At 70.5% G+C, this 16977-nt stretch carries 15 protein-coding genes; 7 read left to right on the top strand and 8 right to left on the bottom strand.

The features are described 5' to 3' along the window. Both VIB55_RS12285 and VIB55_RS12280 read left to right on the top strand, forming a co-directional pair. Window positions 1–293: hypothetical protein (locus tag VIB55_RS12285; protein WP_331876937.1), on the top strand; the 293-nt coding region annotated here is incomplete at its 5' end. A 182-nt stretch (window positions 294–475) separates the two neighbouring features. Then, window positions 476–1759, top strand: a complete 1284-nt coding sequence (locus VIB55_RS12280; protein ID WP_331876936.1) for a tetratricopeptide repeat protein — start codon at window positions 476–478, stop codon at window positions 1757–1759. Here VIB55_RS12280 and VIB55_RS12275 read toward each other — a convergent pair. The 4 genes from VIB55_RS12275 to VIB55_RS12260 all read right to left on the bottom strand — a co-directional run bounded on the left by VIB55_RS12275 (window position 1756) and on the right by VIB55_RS12260 (window position 4424). Next, the gene (locus tag VIB55_RS12275) at window positions 1756–1959 is read right to left on the bottom strand and encodes a hypothetical protein (protein ID WP_331876935.1); all 204 of its coding nucleotides are present in this window, start codon (window positions 1957–1959) and stop codon (window positions 1756–1758) included. The genes VIB55_RS12280 and VIB55_RS12275 overlap by 4 nt on opposite strands. A 336-nt stretch (window positions 1960–2295) precedes the next feature. After that, window positions 2296–3414, bottom strand: coding sequence for a magnesium/cobalt transporter CorA (gene corA, locus VIB55_RS12270; protein ID WP_331876933.1), 1119 nt, complete (start codon window positions 3412–3414; stop codon window positions 2296–2298). Between the two features lie 17 nt (window positions 3415–3431). Then, window positions 3432–3851: a hypothetical protein gene (locus VIB55_RS12265; RefSeq protein ID WP_331876932.1), complete on the bottom strand. Its 420-nt coding sequence runs from the start codon at window positions 3849–3851 to the stop codon at window positions 3432–3434. A gap of 186 nt (window positions 3852–4037) precedes the next feature. Next, the gene (locus VIB55_RS12260) at window positions 4038–4424 is read right to left on the bottom strand and encodes a response regulator (protein WP_331026177.1); all 387 of its coding nucleotides are present in this window, start codon (window positions 4422–4424) and stop codon (window positions 4038–4040) included. A gap of 209 nt (window positions 4425–4633) precedes the next feature. Here VIB55_RS12260 and VIB55_RS12255 point away from each other — a divergent pair, with 209 nt between their 5' ends. Further along, a complete protein-coding gene (locus VIB55_RS12255) occupies window positions 4634–5848 on the top strand; it encodes an amidohydrolase (RefSeq protein ID WP_331876931.1) in 1215 nt (404 codons plus the stop codon). Window positions 5849–5947: 99 nt separating this feature from the next. Here the strand turns inward: VIB55_RS12255 and VIB55_RS12250 are convergent, their stop codons facing one another. The 4 genes from VIB55_RS12250 to VIB55_RS12235 form a co-directional block, all read right to left on the bottom strand. Then, window positions 5948–6694: an MBL fold metallo-hydrolase gene (locus tag VIB55_RS12250; protein WP_331876930.1), complete on the bottom strand. Its 747-nt coding sequence runs from the start codon at window positions 6692–6694 to the stop codon at window positions 5948–5950. Between the two features lie 224 nt (window positions 6695–6918). Then, window positions 6919–7851, bottom strand: a complete 933-nt coding sequence (locus VIB55_RS12245; RefSeq protein WP_331876929.1) for a tryptophan 2,3-dioxygenase family protein — start codon at window positions 7849–7851, stop codon at window positions 6919–6921. A gap of 362 nt (window positions 7852–8213) precedes the next feature. Beyond that, on the bottom strand, window positions 8214–9641 hold the full coding sequence (locus tag VIB55_RS12240) for a class II fumarate hydratase (protein WP_331876928.1): 1428 nt from the start codon (window positions 9639–9641) through the stop codon (window positions 8214–8216). 142 nt (window positions 9642–9783) lie between these two features. Beyond that, complete coding sequence (locus VIB55_RS12235; RefSeq protein WP_331876927.1) at window positions 9784–10032, bottom strand: hypothetical protein; 249 nt, start codon at window positions 10030–10032, stop codon at window positions 9784–9786. Window positions 10033–11005: 973 nt separating this feature from the next. Here VIB55_RS12235 and VIB55_RS12230 point away from each other — a divergent pair. The 4 genes from VIB55_RS12230 to VIB55_RS12215 all read left to right on the top strand — a co-directional run. Continuing rightward, a complete protein-coding gene (locus tag VIB55_RS12230) occupies window positions 11006–12778 on the top strand; it encodes a M28 family metallopeptidase (RefSeq protein WP_331876926.1) in 1773 nt (590 codons plus the stop codon). A gap of 214 nt (window positions 12779–12992) precedes the next feature. Then, complete coding sequence (locus VIB55_RS12225; protein WP_331876938.1) at window positions 12993–15185, top strand: putative bifunctional diguanylate cyclase/phosphodiesterase; 2193 nt, start codon at window positions 12993–12995, stop codon at window positions 15183–15185. An 82-nt stretch (window positions 15186–15267) separates the two neighbouring features. Beyond that, the gene (locus tag VIB55_RS12220) at window positions 15268–16095 is read left to right on the top strand and encodes an SDR family oxidoreductase (RefSeq protein WP_331876925.1); all 828 of its coding nucleotides are present in this window, start codon (window positions 15268–15270) and stop codon (window positions 16093–16095) included. Between the two features lie 529 nt (window positions 16096–16624). Continuing rightward, window positions 16625–16977, top strand: a 353-nt coding sequence (locus VIB55_RS12215) for a hypothetical protein (RefSeq protein WP_331876924.1), incomplete at its 3' end; no start/stop codon positions are given.

The raw sequence follows: 16977 nt of genomic DNA, 5'->3' as shown, positions 1-16977 counted from the left end.
TGCAGGTGCGGTCGCGGCAGCGGGCGGGCGGCATCATCTTCACCTTCCGCGATACGGACCAGGCCGTGGCGCAGGTGGTCGCCGGGCGAGGCTCCGAGTCGCTGGAGCCCAGGCCCGACGGGCTGCGCGTGCGCAACGCCTCGTCGTCGCGCGCGGACTACGCCATTACCGTCCCCACGCGCTACCGCTTCCTGCGGGTGCGGATCGCCGACGAGCCGGAACTGCGGATCCCCATCTCGCGGGCCCAGCACGAAGGCATGTGGAACATCGGGCTCGAGGCGTCGAATCCGTAGTTCGCCTTGAGAGGCTAAAGACGAGCCGCGCCGCGGGGGAATCGATTCCTCCGCGGCTCCGTCGTTTGCATCCCGGCCCCGTGCCTCGTGGGGCTTGCGTGAGAGGGCGATCGGTATGAACTTCACAAAGTAGACGTTTCCGGCCGAAATCGCGTTCCCGCCATTTGCGACCCACCATGCCCATGCCGTCGACCCGCCCGGCAGCGCCCGCCGCCAAGCGCCGCACGCGAGTTCCGCCCGCGCTCACCCGCGGGCCCGAGGCCATGCCCGCGCTGGGCATCGTCGAGGAGGTGGGCGGCGACCTGGGCGTGCTGCTGTGGCGCTGCGCACGCGACGTGGTGCTCTGGGCGTCGACGCCGCCGGCCCGGCGATCCGGGCTGTTCACCGGCACCGCCGCGGAACGGCGGACCCGGCAGCTGGACGCGCTTTCCGTCGACCCGGAACTGGCGGCTCCCCTGGCGGTGATGGCGCGCCTGCTGGAAAGCCCCGCCGCCATCCCCGAGCGCCTGCTGGTGAACGCCTGCCGGCGCCTGGCGCTGTGGGCCGAGCAGCAGGGGCACCTGGCCACCGCGCTGGAGTTCATGCAGGCCGCGGCGCTGGTGGCCCCCGAGAGCGCCGCGCTGGCCTACGCCGTCGGCCGCCTGGCGCGCCGCCGTGCGGAGTACGACCGCGCGGAAAGCTGGTACGTCCGTGGGATCGTCCAGGCGCGCCGCGCCGGGGAGCACCGGGTGTACGCCCGGGCGTATGCAGGGCTGGGGACGCTGTACTTCCAGCGCGGAAACCTGCCGGCCGCCAAGCGGGCCTTTCTGCGCTGCCTGAAGGCTGCCGCCCGGCATGGACACGCCGATCTGCAGGGGACGGCGTACCACGACCTTTTCATCACCGAGCTGGAAACGGGCGCGGGCCCGGAATGCGAAGTGCTCGCGGAAAAGGCGCTGACCGCCTTCGGCGCCAATTCCGGAGCCGTCGCCCGGCTCGCGTTCGACCTTGCGTACCACTGGATCCTGCTCGGGCGCTTCGCGGACGCACTCCGCGTGGCGCAGGCGCTGTGGCCGCATTTCGATGGAGCGGGCGAGCGAGCCCTGGTGCTCAGCATGATCGCCCGGTCTGCGGGTGGCGCGGGAGACCGCGCCACCTTCGGGTGGGCGGCCGAGCGCCTGGACGCCCTCCTGCAGACGGGAGCCGGAGCGGATTCAGCGCCGCGGGCGCTGCTCGGCCTGGCGTACGGAGCTGCCAGCCTCGGCGACTGGCCGGCAGCCCTGCGATTCGCTCAGGCGACGGTGGAAGCTGCCCGGGAGCGCAGTGAAGGGAAGATCCTGATCATGGCCGAGGCTGCGCTGGAGTCCATCCAGCGGCACGCGGCGCTCGATGAGCGTGCCGCCCCGGCAGCCCCCGTTTCGAGCCTGGCCGAGCGGTTCGTGGATGCGCTGGCGGCCCCGGCCCACGGCAGCGGGGTAGCCGCTTAGCTCCCCGAGCCCATCGGTCCGCCCGTGAGGGACGTGGTGTCGCTGGCGACGGTGGCCGTGGTGGTGTCGGTGTCGATAGTGTCGGGGGCGACCGAGGAGTAGGAAGCTCTGCGCGTGGCCTCCGGCGCGGTCGCGGAACTGCTGCAGCCGGAAAGCACGAGAACGAGCGGCAGGGCCGCAATCACGGTGCGGATCATCATTGGACTGTGCCTCTGGAACGGTGGGATGAGCGAACCGGACGCCAGCTCGCCCGGAAGGTAGACGCCGAGCTCCCCCCGGAAAGCCCTCCACGCGCCATAAATCGATTGTTTTCAGACAGATCGGGGGCGGTGCACCACTACGGTGCGGCTTACGTCCGGAGTCGTAAGTCGCTGCAGCACGACAGGTTACCAAAGGAGCGGGGCAGACGCGGGAGGAAACGCGCGAATATGGCCCGACTCGAGAAACTTGCAATTTCGCGCGCGGCGCCTGCCAGGATGCACGAAGCCCCTTCTCCCCGGTCGGGAGGAGGGGCTTCGTTCATCGTGTGCGTGAACTCAGGGTTCGTTCCGGGCCAGCCATCCCTTGCGGGCGAACCACAGCAGCACGACGAGGGCGGTGCCCGCCATCAGCCCGAAGACGAAGGGCAGCCCCCACCACCACGCCCGGGGGTGCTCCACGTCCATCCCGTAGATGCCGGTGATGAACCCCAGCGGAATGAACACGGCCGCGAAGATGGTGAGCACCTTCATGATCTCGTTCATGCGGTTGCTCACAGCCGAGAGGTACAGGTCGGTCAGCGAGGCCCCCAGGTCGCGGTAGGTTTCCACCAGGTCCAGGATCTGGATGACGTGGTCGTGGGTGTCGCGAAAGTACACCTGCGTTTCGGTGGAAATCACGGGCGACGGGTCGCGCGCCAGCGTGCTCAGCGCATCGCGCATGGGCCAGACGGCGCGCCGCAGCGCCATCATCTCGCGCTTCACCCCGTGCAGCCGGTTCATGGTGTCGCGCGTGGGCCGGCCCAGCACCTCGTCTTCGATGTCGTCCAGGCGGTCGGCGTAGCTTTCGGTGACGGGAAAGTAGTGATCCACGATGGAGTCGATCACCGCGTACGCCAGGTAGTCTGCCCCGGCGCGCCGCAGCCGCCCGTGGCCGTTGCGGATGCGCTGGCGGAGCGGGTCCAGCACGTCGCCGGGCCGCTCCTGGAAGGTGAGCACGAAGTCGGCGCCCAGGAACAGGGCGATCTGCTCCAGGTCCAGCGCCGGGGTCAGCCGGGCCATCCGCGTGATGACGAACAGGTGGTCGTCGTACGCCTCGGCCTTGGAGCGCTGCGCCTGCTCGCCCAGGTCTTCCAGCGCCAGCCGGTGAAGGCCGAAGATGTCGCCGATGCGCTGCAGGGTCGGCGCGTGCGCCACGCCGTCCACGTTCACCCACAGCACGGGCCACCGTCCCGCCATCGTTTCCAGCAGCGCCAGGTCGGTCACCTCGCACTCGGTGATCTCCAGCGGGCCGTAGGCGATCACCCTCACCCGGGGCGGCGCGGCCTCGGGGTGCGACATCAGCAGCCCCGGCTCGGACCCCGGCGCCGGGCGCGGCCGCTGCAGGGGCTCGTCGGCGACGGCGGCGGACAGGCGCGCCAGGGGCAGGCGGAACAGGTCTCGACGGTTCAGGCTCATCGCGCGTGAAGCGGGCGTCAGCCGCGGGGCGGGGGAAAGGTGCCACCCGCTTCTCCGGCGGCGGCCACCATCTCGCGGGCGGCGGCGGCGTACCGGGCCAGGGCGAAGAGGTTGCCGCGGGCCAGCTTCAGCGCGCCGGTCATGGCGGTGGCGACCGGGTCCGCGCCCGACAGCAGGCGCTTCCACGCCGCGGGGCCCGCCTGGAAGACGTAGGTGGCGGAGGCGAGGTCCGCGTCGGTCGCCATCCGGCTGCCGAGGCAGGCACCGTGGTGCAGGTCCATGAACACGGCGCGGTCGGTGTCGATGCCCTGCGCGGGATCGGCCGTCATCAGCAGCACTACCGAGCCCTCCCACTCCGCGGCGGCTTGCCGGTACGCCTCGCGGGCGTTCAGCTGCTCGCAGCACGCCGTGCACCATGGCTGGGTGAACACCTCCATCCGCGTTCTCTCTTTCTCTTGTTGCGGTCCGGGGATCGGGAGGGTGCAGGGTATCGCGTCGAGGGGGAGTGCGAAAGTGCAGAGTGTGTCGGCTGGTGCCGGACGTGAGGACCTGACGGCGAGCAGCCCTCCCCGCGAGAGCGAGGAGGGCTGCAGTTGTTCGATCGATGGCGGGTGGCGTCGCGTCTACTCGGCGGCGGCGATGCGGGCCAGCATGCGGGCCACTTCTTCGACCACCCGCCGCGGCTCGATTGGTTTCGCGAGATAGCCTTCGCAGCCGGCATCCACCGCGCGCTGGCGGTCTTCGGCCATGGCGTGCGCGGTGAGCGCGATCACGGGAATGCGCGCCGTCTGCGGATCTCCCTTCAGCCGGCGGGTGGCTTCCCACCCGTCGATTCCCGGCATCGCCACGTCCATCAGGATCACGTTGGGCTGCCGCTCGAGCGCCAGGCGAATGCCGTCTTCACCGTTGGACGCCTCGATGACGTCGTGCCCGACGTGGCGGAGGATGGTAGTGTATATGGTGCGATTGTCCTCGTTGTCCTCCACGAGGAGCACGGTCGAAAGCGTCATGAGTTGCCGAACCTGAGTATGCGGGCTTGCCGTTCTCCCCACCCCATGCAAAAACCGGGTCAGGGGGGCAGCACCTCGTTGCCCTCTGTACCGTGGATGAGGCGTTCTGTTCGCCCCGGTGCCCGGGCCGCCATCGGCCGGGCCGATTGCCGGCCCTCGGCGCTGCGCGCTATCCTGTCCCCTCGCGGCCGCGGTGGCCGAGGCGGGCGATGCTGGAGGGAGACGAAGATGACGACGTGGAGATGGAGACCGTGACGGCGACCGAGACCGAGCTGCTGGTGGAAACGCGCCGCGACCTGCACCGGCACCCGGAGCTGGGCTTCCAGGAGTTCCGCACGGCCGGGATCGTCGCCGAGCGCCTGCGGGCGGCGGGATACCAGGTGCAGACGGGGATCGCGGAGACGGGTGTGGTCGGCACCCTGCACGGGGGCGCGGGCACCGGCCCTACGCTGCTGCTGCGGGCAGACATGGACGCGCTCCCCATCGCCGAGGAGTGCGCCCACGACTTCACCTCCACCCACGCGGGGGTGATGCACGCCTGCGGACACGACGCGCACGTGGCGGTGGGGCTGGCCGTCGCCGAGCGGCTGGGGCGGTCGCGCGCGGAGTGGGGCGGCACGGTGAAGTACATGTTCCAGCCCGCCGAGGAGGGGCTGGGCGGCGCGCTGGGGATGATCGAGGCCGGCGTGCTCGAAGGTGTGGATGCAGCCCTGGGGCTTCACGTTTGGCTGGGGCTTCCCAGCGGCGTGGTGGGCGTGGTGGGCGGGCCGCAGATGGCGGGCGCGGGCGAGTTCGAGGTGGTCATCCGCGGCAAGGGCGGCCACGGCGCCATCCCGCACGAAACGGTCGACGCCGTGCTGATCGCCAGCCACTGCGTGGTCGCGCTCCAGTCGGTGGTGTCGCGAAACGTCTCCCCGCTGGAGGCGGCCGTGGTGACCGTCGCGGCCTTTCACGCGGGGTCCGCCCACAACGTGATCGCCGAGACCGCGACGCTCAAGGGCACCGTGCGCGCCTTCAACCCCGCCGTGACGAAGGAACTGCCGGACCGCGTGGAGCGGGTGATCTCCGGCGTGTGCGCCGCGATGGGCGCGTCGTACGAGTTCCACTACCGGCCCGAGGCGCCCCCCACCGTCAACGACGCGCCGATGGCGGAGATCGTCAGGCGTGAAGCGGTCCGCATCGTGGGCGAAGAGCGGGTGCGCACCGATCCCGACGTGCGTACGATGGCGGCGGAGGACTTTGGCGAGGTGCTGGCGCGCGTGCCGGGGTGCTACTTCTTCGTCGGCGGGCGCAACGAGGAGCGCGGCATCCTGCATCCCCACCACTCGCCCCGCTTCGACCTGTGCGAAAGCTGCATGCCCGTGGCGGTCGACGTGCTGCATGCGGCGACGCGCGCCTATCTCGCCGGCGGCACGACGGGCTAGAGGGCATTCACGCGGAGCCGCGGAGAAAAAGCGAGAGCCGCGGAGGGCGTGAAATCCCTCCGCGGCTCTTCGGTTCCTCCGCGCCTCCGCGTGATCCTTTCACTTCCGCCCCAGGACCTTGGCCATGAACCGCTCGTCGGGGCGGGCGCATTTGCCGTGCGCGGTGCACACCCACTGCACGTCGTACGGCTTCACCCGCTCGAACAGCTCCGCCAGGCTGGCCCGGTTCAGGTGCTCGTCGTCGTGAAAGATGGGAAAGCCGGGGCGGAAGCCGGTAAAGTACGAGCGGTTCACGGCGTCGCCCGCGAAGAGCACGCCGCGGAACAGGTACGCCGCGCTTCCCGCCGTGTGGCCCGGAACCACGAAGGCGCGCACGGTGTCGGCCCCCAGCACGAACATCGTGTCGCGCCCGAACGCCCGGACGTTCACCTCGCCGGGCCACGGAGCCGGGTTGCCGATGCCGATTTCCGCCAGCCGCGAGGGCGAATCGGCGTGGCCGGCCCGTCCCGAGAACAGTGCGTCCTCGCCGGCGCCCACGTGAAAGCGCGCGTGCCGCACCAGCGGCCACGCGGCGATGTGGTCGCGGTGGCTGTGGGTGAGGAAGACGTCGGTCACGTCCTCGGGCCGCGCGCCGATCTGCGCCAGCCCCCGCACCAGCGCATCCTCCGCGTTCTGCCATCCCAGGTCCACCAGCACCACGCCCGCGTCCGTCCGCGCCGCGTAGATCATGCTGTTCCACGGGTACGCCGTGGGGATGGCGTTCGCCCGCGGCCCCTCGATGTTCCGCATGTTGGTGGTGCAGCCGGCGAGGCCCAGCAGGAGGGGGAGGATGAACGGGTTGCGCATGCGGCGGCGATCACGAGGGTGCGCCGGCCCCAACCGGGACCGGCGCAACGGGATACCCCGTGCCGCCCGCGGGGTTTCAGGCTTCCAGGCGTAACTTTCGATGCGGATATGAAGACGACCGGCCGCCCCGTGAGGAGGCGGCCGGTCCAGGGACGTGAATCAGGCGGTTCGTTCGATGGCGATCGGTCATTCGGCATCCATCGCACGATGGCGATCCGCCGCGGCTACACCGCTCGATCCGCCGGGTCAACCGATTCGATACCGAGGTATTCGGCAGATGCCGGGAGTCGGGGGCGCGCGGGTGCGCCGCCCTGCATGCGCTGCCACAACTCGGTGCGGGCGTCCCACAGGAAGGGAAAGAACGACTGCCGGTGCGTCGCCATCCGCTCCAGGAAACGCACGCCGGATGTGTTGGCGGTCCCCGGCGTTTCACGACCCACCGTGCGCTCCGCGGTGCGCGCATGCATGAAGCGCCAGATGCGCACCTCCTCGTCGTAATCCAGCAGCGCCTCGGCCAGTGCGGTCAGGTCGCCGTGCCCGCCGCCCAGGTGCGACGCCTCGTACGCCTGCGCCGGCGTTACGCCCCGGCGCGCGAACGCCGCCTCGGCCGCGGAGGCCACCGAAGGCTGGTCCCACAGTTCGGCGAGGCGGTCCGTCCACAGGTACGTATGCGGGACGGATGAGGGGTCGGGACTGATCTCCGATTGCAGGTAGCGCCGGAACTCGGGCTCGCGGGCGCCGGACAGGACCTCGATCTCGGGCCACTGCCCGCTCTCGCCGCCGCTCGCCGGCACCAGGTGGTTGCGGAATGCGTAAAAGCCGCCCAGCGTCATGGTTTCCAGCATGCGCATCATCGGCGAGAACATCCGCACCACCCGGGTGCACCGCTGGGCCAGCCACGCCCCCATCGCCAGGTCGTCGGCGTCCAGCGCCTGGATGATGCGGGGCAGGTCCACGCGAAGCTGGGTGAACCACAGCTCGAACGCCTGGTGCGTCACCACGAACAGGTGCTCCTCGGGGTGCCGCACCTTGTCCGGGCCCGGCTGCAGCGACAGCAGCTGCGGCAGGTGCAGGTAGGTGCAGTAATGCGTCTGCGCGGCGTCGCGAACGGTGTGCCCGCAGGGAAGAACGTAGGGACTCGGGTCGTGTGTGCTCATGAGCCTGTCTGGCCGCACCCGGCCAGCGGCGCTGTGTGCGGCGAAAATGCGTCTGGAAAACAGGGGGTGGATCGAACGCGGCGAATCACCGGAACACGCCGGTGCGTACCGCGATCGAACGGGGTGATGCGATCCCGAGCCGCGCAGCCAGTTCCGGAGAGAAGTGCCGCACGTCGTCGATCACCTGCCTGGCATCGGTCGTGGATCCGATGGCCTGCCGGTGGGGTCCTCGCACGAAGCTCGTTCCATGGTAGCGGGTTTCATCCTCCGTACCCCATGCTGCCGAACTGGTTCCCGATACCGCGCTTTAAGCGGCGGATAAGGGCACTCTCCGGAGCGCCCCCAACCCTCCGTTCCCCCGGTCAGCCGCCGCCGGCGACCGCGCCGCCGCCGGGGATGCCCGGCTCCGTCATGTCGCGCACGTTCAGCACCGTGTCCAGCTGCTCGTCGGACAGCAGGCCCCGGCGCTTCACCACGTCGCGGACGGACTCGAAGTTCCTGGCCGACTCCTTGGCGACCGCCGCGGCCTCGTCGTAGCCGATGTAGGCGTTGAGCGCCGTGGCGATGCTCGGGTTGCGCTCCAGGAGCTCGCGGCAGCGCTCGCGGTTGGCGGTGATCCCCTCCACCGCGTTCGTGCGGAAGGCGTCGCAGCCCTTTGCCAGGATGGAAACCGACTCGAGGAAGTTGTGCGCCATCACCGGCATCATCACGTTCAGCTCGAAGTTGCCGTGCTGGCCGCCCACGGTGATCGCCACGTGGTTCCCCATCACCTGCGCGCACAGCATCATCATGGCCTCGCTCATCACCGGGTTCACCTTTCCCGGCATGATGCTGGAGCCCGGCTGGATGGCGGGAAGCCCGATCTCGGCCAGCCCCGAGGTGGGGCCGCTCGCCAGCCAGCGGATGTCGTTGGCGATCTTCATCAGCGACACGGCCAGCGTGTTCAGCGCGCCCGACGCCGACACGTAGGCGTCCTTGGCGCCCTGCGCCTCGAAGTGGTTCTCGGCCTCGCGGAACTGCAGCCCCGTGCTCTCGCTGATCTTTTCGATGGCCAGGGCGGGGAAGCCCGGCACGGCGTTGGTCCCGGTGCCCACGGCCGTGCCGCCCAGCGCCAGCTCGGCGAGCTCCTCGGCGGCGTTCCGCAGCCGGCGGATGCCGTGGTCCACCTGGCTGGCGTAGCCGCCGAACTCCTGCCCCAGCCGCACGGGGGTGGCGTCCATCAGGTGGGTGCGGCCGCTCTTCACCACGTCGTCGAACTCGGCGGCCTTGGCCAGCAGCGCGTCGCGCAGCCGCTCCAGCGAGGGCACCAGGTCCTGGTGGATGGCCACGCGGGCGCTGACGTGCATGGCCGTGGGGATCACGTCGTTGGAGCTTTGCCCCATGTTGACGTGGTCGTTGGGGTGCACGCGGGTGCCGCCGTCCAGCAGCTGCGTGGCGCGGGTGGCGATCACCTCGTTCGCGTTCATGTTGCTGCTGGTGCCGCTTCCCGTCTGGAAGATGTCCAGCACGAACTGCGCGTCCAGGTGGCCGGCGATCACCTCGTCGGCCGCGCGCGCGATGGCGTCGGCGAGGGTGCCGTCCAGAAGCTGCATCTGGGCGTTGGCCTGCGCGGCGGCCTTCTTGATGGTGCCCAGCGCATGGATGAAGCGCCGCGGAAAACGCAGGTTGCTGATGGGAAAGTTCTCCACCGCGCGCTGCGTCTGGGCGCCGTACAGGGCGTCGGCGGGAACCTGCATCTCGCCCAGCGAGTCGCGCTCGGTGCGAAAGCCCGAAGTGCTCGTATCCGTCATCGTTCCAGCGTTGGTGCGGGTTGCGTGAGGGGCCGTGGCCGGCGGCAAGATGCGGCTTGCGCCGGGCGAACGCAAACGCGGCGCGGCGCCCGCGGCCCTCTACGCGACTAGGCCCCGCCACACCCGGCGGGGCCTCTTCCGCTCACCCCTCGCGAGGAGGCTCGCCCCGCCGCCGCGGCCGTCGCTTCATGGGCGGCGGCGGCGGCGGGCCCACGAGCGCTGAGGGCCAGTCGAACGCCTCCCACTCCGCCTGGACTTCGGGGCTGAGCGACTCCCAGAACCCCGGGCGTGCGAGCGCACGTTGGTAGATCTCCTCTTCCCACGGCTGCCGTGGCCTGGTGCGGCTCGGAATGCGCGGCGGGCCGTTTTCCAGATCGTTGGGCTTGGTCATGGATGATTCCGGTCCTCAGGTGCGCGGCTAGTGATCGCCCTCTCCAAGTATAGCGCATGTCCATAGCGTCCGGCAATCCCGAAGCGTGTACCGAGATACAGTGGCATCAGTGCGGGTATCGGTGCCACGAGGCGCAGGCGCTCCGCACCCAGGGCATCCCCATACTGCTCCGCAGCTTCGAAGACGATACTTAGGATGTGGCTTCGTAGCGGGTGAAACGGATCTGGATGCGTCTCCACATAGTGAATCGACAGCGTGTGATGCCTGCCCGATGCACGCCGCTTGGACGCCCGGCCGATGGCTAAACCCAACAACTGATCTCCGCTCCATACCGCTAACGGAAAGCCTGAAGGCCGCCGGAGCACCGGACGCACCAGGGCGTCCCAGTTCCACCCCCCAGAGCCGGACCAATGCGGAAACGTCCAGGTGCGCCGGCGGGTTTCGAGTGCGTACCCGTCGATGTCGGCGAGTTGGACAGCTGCGGGGAGAGACCATTGCATTGCGATCAAGTGCTGCACCGCGTCGCATGCGCTGCGGCGGATTCGTGCGTATCGTTCCTGGGCTTCGCGGAACTCGGAGGTCGGCATCGTCGGGCGGGGCAGCGGTCGTGGCCGGGCCGCCCAACATCCGCGATCTTGTGCGTCATGGCAACGATTTTACATGGCCGCTTTCCTTCGCAGCCATTGCGCCACAGGTGGGCTGTGGAGTGCCGGCCGTGGCGGGAAAGAATGCGAGTGGTGGAGGTCACGCTGGTTGTGTGGCTTAAAGCGTCGTTCTCGCACTCATTGCAATATTGCACCGCGTGGCGGGATTGGGAGCGTGGATGGCAAGAGTGCGGGTGACGGGAGCGGCTGCGCGCGAGTCTGCGCATTCTGATGACCGATCCAGGCGGCCCCGCGCTTGCCGCGCATGGGGCTGGCTGTATCTTCGCGGGGAGCTCACGATTATCGACGACCGACGCAAGGAGCCTGGTGTGACCGTTTACCGCATTCTCGCCCGCGGCCTGCCCGCCCTGGCGGTGCTGGCCGCTGCGTGCGCGCCCCCCGCGCCCGTGCAGGAGGGCCCGCCCCCCGCGCAGGCACCGGCCCCTGCCGCGGCACCGGCGCGGCAGGACGTGCAGCTGCCGCTGAAGTACCAGGCGCGGCCCACGGTTCCCGAGATCACCCCCGGCGACCTGATGAGCCGCCTGTACGTGCTGGCCGACGACTCCATGATGGGGCGCCAGGCGGGGCACCGCGGCAACGTGATGGGCACGGACTACATCGCGGCCGAGTTCCGCCGCATGGGGCTGGAGCCGGGCGGTGAGAACGGCACCTTCTTCCAGACGATCCCGCTCGTCGTCAAGGGCATCGCGCCCGGGGTGTCGCTCTCCGCCGCCGGCCAGGCGCTGACGCCGTGGACCGACTTTTCGCCCCTGCCCCCGCTGGGCAACACCTTTCCCTTCGGCGCGGAGTTCCGCGCGCAGAACACGCCCGTGGTCTTCGGCGGGCAGTTGGGGGGCGAGATGATCACCGACGCGCAGGCCGCCGGCAAGGTGGTGGTGCTGCTGCCCCCCACGGGCGACAACGGCCAGCCGAACGGCCGCTGGTGGCCCGGCTACCCGCGCACCCGCTTTCCCCGCGCCGCCGCCGTGGCGGTGGCCGCCAGCGACATCACCGTGCCCGCCGTGCTCACCCTTGGGCAGGGCGAGTCGGCCGAGCTGGAGGAGCCCGGCGCGCAGGCGCCCACCGGGCCGGCGGGGATGACCATCACCCGCGCCGCCGCGGAGCGGATGATGGGCGCGCCGCTGGCGGGAATGCGCCCCGGCACGCAGGGCCGCACCGTCACCGGCTCCTTCCGCTTCGGCTCGCGGCGGCCTGACGCGCCCGCCCGCAACGTGGTCGCCATCCTGCGCGGCACCGATCCGACGCTGCGCGCCCAGTACGTGGGGATCAGCGCGCACAACGACCACGAGGGGATCGCCGACCAGGCGCTGGACCACGACTCGCTGATCGCCTTCAACACCGTGATGCGGCCCCAGGGCGCGAACGACCGCCCCGGCGCCCCGTCCGCGGCGCAGCGCGAGCGCATCCAGGGGATGCTCGACAGCCTGCGGGCCCTTCGTCCCGCGCGGCGCGACAGCATCTACAACGGTGCGGACGACGACGGCAGCGGCACGGTGGCGCTGCTGGAGATCGCCGAGCGGATGGCGTCCTCGCCCAACCGTCCGCGCCGGTCGGTGATCTTCCTTTCGCACACCGCCGAAGAGGCGGGGCTGCTGGGGTCGGAGTGGTTCTCCGACCATCCCACGGTGCCGCGCGACTCCATCGTCACGGTGCTGAACATGGACATGGTGGGGCACGGGCGCGCGTCGGAGGTGGCCCGGGGCGGGCCGTACTCCATCCAGATGATCGGGTCGCGCCGGCTTTCCACCGAGCTGGGCGACCTGATCGACGCGCTGAACGCGCGCCGCGCCACGCCCATGCAGATCGACTACACGTGGGACGCGCCCGGGCACCCCGCCAACCGCTACTGCCGGAGCGACCACTTCATGTACGCGCGGCACGGCATCCCCATCACCTACCTGTCGCTGGGGTACCACCCGCACTACCACATGCTCACGGACGAGGCGCAGTACATCGACTACGAGCATTCTGCACGAGTCGCGGGCTTCGTGCACGACATTGCGCTGGAGGTGGCCAACCGCGACCGCCGGCCCACGGTGAACGGGCCGCGCCAGGACCCCAATGCTCCGTGCCGCCAATAGGTTGCGTCATCGGAGGGAAAAACATGGCGTCCGCCCTGGGAATTCCCGGGCGGACGCTTTTTGCGAAAGGCCTACCGGATGAAGTGACGCGCGGTTATCATCCATCGTCATCCTCCCCGAGTATCTTACCCAACCAGACTGCCGACGCGCTCGCACGGCCCTTGCTCTTTGGCGAGGCGAGACTGATCCCAATTCCTGAAGCAGGTTGCCCGTGATGCTGCTGAACGCGTACGGCGGCTCCCCCCTCGCGACGCTCGAGGAGCGTGGGGGCAGTGCCGGGGCAGGCTTTCAACGCCTGGCCTCTCTCGCCGTGCGCCTGGTGTCTGCCCCCGTGTCGGTCATCTCGATGGTCGACGGGGACGGACCGTACGCCGCCGGCGAGGCGGGCGAAGGGTGGCGGCCCCGCCGCGAGGCTGCGCTGCCGCGCACGCTCTGCCGGTTGGCCGCGGAGTCGGGCGAGCCCCTGCTGGTGCGCGATGCCCGCCAGCACCCCGAGGTGCTGGCCGACCCCACGCTGTGGCTGGGCGAGGTGGGGTACGCCGGCTTCCCCTTGTACCGGGCGGACGGCCGCGTGGCGGGCGTGCTGTGCGTGGCCGATTCGCGCCCGCGGGTGTGGACGGACGAGGAGGTGGAGCTGCTTTCGTCGCTGGCCGGCCTGGCCTCGCACCTGGTGTCGCGCCGCGAGGAGGCGCCGGGCGTGCAGGAAGCGCTGGCCATCGCCGCGCGCAGCGCCTCCAAGCGGGGCGTGAACCTGCGCATGCTCAAGAAGGCGGTGGAAACGATGACGCTGGGCGTCACCGTTACCGACGTCAACGGGCGCATTCTCTACATCAACCCCGCCGATGCGCGGATGCACGGCTACGAGGCCGACGAGCTGATCGGCAAGCACGCCCGCATCTTTGCCCCGCCTGCCGCCGCCCGCCCGCTGGCGCCCGAGAAGATGGCGACGGTGGAAGGGTGGAATCGCGAAACCATCAACGTCAGGAAGGACGGCAGCACCTTTCCGGTGATGCTGCGCTCCGACGTGGTGCGCGACGCGTCGGGACGGGCCCTGGGGCTGGTCACGTGCTGCGAAGACCTGACGCACCGCAAGCACCTGGAGCGCGAGCTGCTGCGCAGCGCGTACTACGACGCGGTGACCGGCCAGCCCAACCGCGGGCTGCTCACGCACCGGCTGGAACTGGCGGTGGAGCTGGCGCGCATGGGGCAGGGCCACTTCGCGCTGCTGGCGGTGGAGATCGACCGGGTGCAGCTGGTGGCCGACAGCCTGGGGCGCGCCTCGGCCGAGGAGCTGCTGCGCGCCGCGGCGGAGCGCCTGCGCGAGTGCGTTCCCCCCGACGGCATGATCGCCCACGTCGGCGGCGACCAGTTCGCCGTGCTGCTGGAAGACGTGCGGGGTGTGCGCGAGCCGGCGCGCATCGCCGCCTGCATCCGCAGCACCCTCACCGCGCCCTTCCGCGTGGGCGGGCGCGAGGTGTTCAGCGGCGCCAGCATCGGCATCGTCCTTGGCAACGGCTCGTACGAGCGCGCCGAAGACGTGCTGCGCGACTCCACCATCGCCATGGTGCGCGCGCGCGAGGCGGGCGAGGGCCACTACCAGGTGTTCGACCCGGCCATGCACGCCGAGGCCATCGCCCGGCTGCACCTGGAAACGGACCTGCGCCACGCCCTGCAGCGCGGCGAGCTGCGCGTGCACTACCAGCCCATCATCAAGCTGGAAACGGGGCGCATCGCCGGGTTCGAGGCGCTGGCACGGTGGGAGCACCCCACGCGCGGCATGATCCAGCCTGACGAGTTCGTGCCGCTGGCGGAGGAAACGGGGCTGATCCTGCCGATGGGGCTGTGGGTGCTGGAGCAGGCGTGCACCACGCTGCGCACGCTGCAGGACCGGCCCGGCGGGGCGGGGATCCGGATGGCCGTGAACCTGTCGGCGCGCCAGTTCACGCAGCCGGACCTGGTGGAGCGCGTAGCCGAGGTGGTGGCCCGCACGGGCATCGAGCCCGGGTCGCTGGAGCTGGAGATCACCGAAAGCGCCATCCTGCAGCAGTCCGCCGCGGTGATGGGCATGCTTCACGGGCTCAAGGCGCTGGGGGTGCGGCTTCACGTGGACGATTTCGGCACCGGGTACTCGTCGCTCAGCTACCTTCACCGGCTGCCGCTGGACGCGCTGAAGATCGACCGCTCGTTCGTGACGGGGGCGGGCGACGACCCGCTGCAGATCGTGCGCACGATCGTCGCCATGGCGCAGGCGCTGGGGGTAGAGGTGGTGACGGAGGGGATCGAGAACCCGGGCGTGCTCAGCCAGATCCGCGCGCTGCGCTGCGAGTACGGGCAGGGGTACCTGTTCTCGCGCCCCGCCACCGCCCACGAGGCCCTGGCCCTGCTGGACAGCGGCCTCAGCTGGTAGCGGGCGCGAAGTTCGCAAGACGAAAGGGCGCGGGAGCTGATTCCCGCGCCCTTTCTCGTTTCTCTTGCCCGCGATTCGCACCATGGCCGATCGTCCCGCCGCTCGTTCCCGGTCCGCCGCCGGCGCCTTCGACTACCGCGGCCAGTGGGCGCTGGTCACGGGCGCGTCCATGGGCATCGGTGAGGCGTTCGCGCGGGCGCTGGCGGCGCGCGGGATGAACCTGGTGCTCTGCGCTCGGTCGGCGGACCGGCTGCAGGCGCTGGGGGATGCGCTGCGGCGGGAGCACGGGATCGGCACGCAGGTGGTCGCCGCGGACCTGGCGGTGCCCGGGGCCGCGGCGCGGGCGTGGGAACAGGCTTCGTCCGCACATCCCATCCACCTGCTGGTGAACAACGCGGGGTTCGGGCTGCGCGGCCGCTTTCACGAGCTGCCGAGGGAGCGCCAGGGGGAGATGGTGTCGCTGAACTGCACGGCGCTGCTGGAGCTGGCGCACCTGGCCCTGGGGGAGATGAGGGGGCGCGGGGTGGGAGGGATCATCAACGTGGCCTCGATCGTCGCCTTTCAGCCCGTGCCCTCGATGGCGGCGTACGCGGCCACCAAGGCCTTCGTGCTGTCGCTCTCGGAGTCGCTGGCGGTGGAGAACCGCGATGCCGGGGTGCGGGTGACGGCCCTGTGCCCGGGGCCCACGCCCAGCGGGTTTCAGGCGGTGGCCGGCACGCGGGTGTACGAGGGCCAACCCGGGTACCTGACGCCCGAGCAGGTGGTCGCGGGGGGACTGGAGGCGTTCGACGCGGGGAAGTCGCACGTGGTTCCCGGCGCCGCGAACCGTGCGGCCACGCTGTTCGGCCGCCTGCTTCCGCTGGGCGTCGCGGCGCGCATCGCGTTGCGGGTGAACCAGCGGGTTGGATAGCGACGCGAGGTGCACGCCGCACCTGCGGAACGGCGCGATGTCATCCCGATGGAGCGACCACACCGGACCGGCCTGAACGCTGTACTCCGCAGCGACTGAGGGATCCGCCACACACCAGCCGCGAACGCTCCAGACCCGCGGAAACACGGAGCCATTCTGTTCCTCGTGACGCCAGGGCGACGGAATGACTCGTCCGGAGGAGAACCACGGTTCGTCTCGCGGAGTGTGTGGCGGATCCCTCAGTCGCTGCAATCGACGGTGAGGGGGCGAGTTCGCGTTGGCCGCTCCATCGGGATGACAGAGGCGCTTCGGCAGCTACGGCGGGCGGGCTGTTGATGCCCCGAACGGCCATGCGAAGCGGCTCCGCGTCGGGCCTGTCCGGCGCCGGGCTATCCTCATCGCGACGGATTCATTCCCTTCCCGGCACTCCTGCTTCAAACCATTTCGCTAACCCTCGCATCCAATCCTTTCGGATGCGGCGGCGGTGCGTTCCGCGGCGCGAATCCCCAACACGACAACAGGGAGACGGATGATGCGGTACGAAGCGATGGTCGCCGCGGCGGCGGCCGTGATGGGCTTTGTCGGCGCAACGCGTGAGGGCGGCACCCCCGTGGCCCAGCAGGCCGAGGCCTTCGGATTGACGGCGGCGGCGGGGCAGGAGGACTTCCGCTGGTCGGGCCGGCTGGCGCGCGGGCAGGAGATCGAGATCAACGGCATCATCGGCAACGTGACCGCCGAGACCGCGTCGGGAGACCAGGTGGAGGTCATCGGGCGGCGGCGCGGAGCGGGCGCTGCCGACGTGCGCATCGAGGCCGTGGAAACCCGCGACGGCATCACCATCTGCACCATCTACCCCCAACGCGCCGGGCGCAACGGCCGGCG

Source organism: Longimicrobium sp. (genome assembly GCF_036554565.1).
Lineage (GTDB): Bacteria > Gemmatimonadota > Gemmatimonadetes > Longimicrobiales > Longimicrobiaceae > Longimicrobium.
The sequence above is the reverse complement of the archived record's forward strand: the minus strand, read 5'-3'. Positions and strand labels throughout refer to the sequence as shown.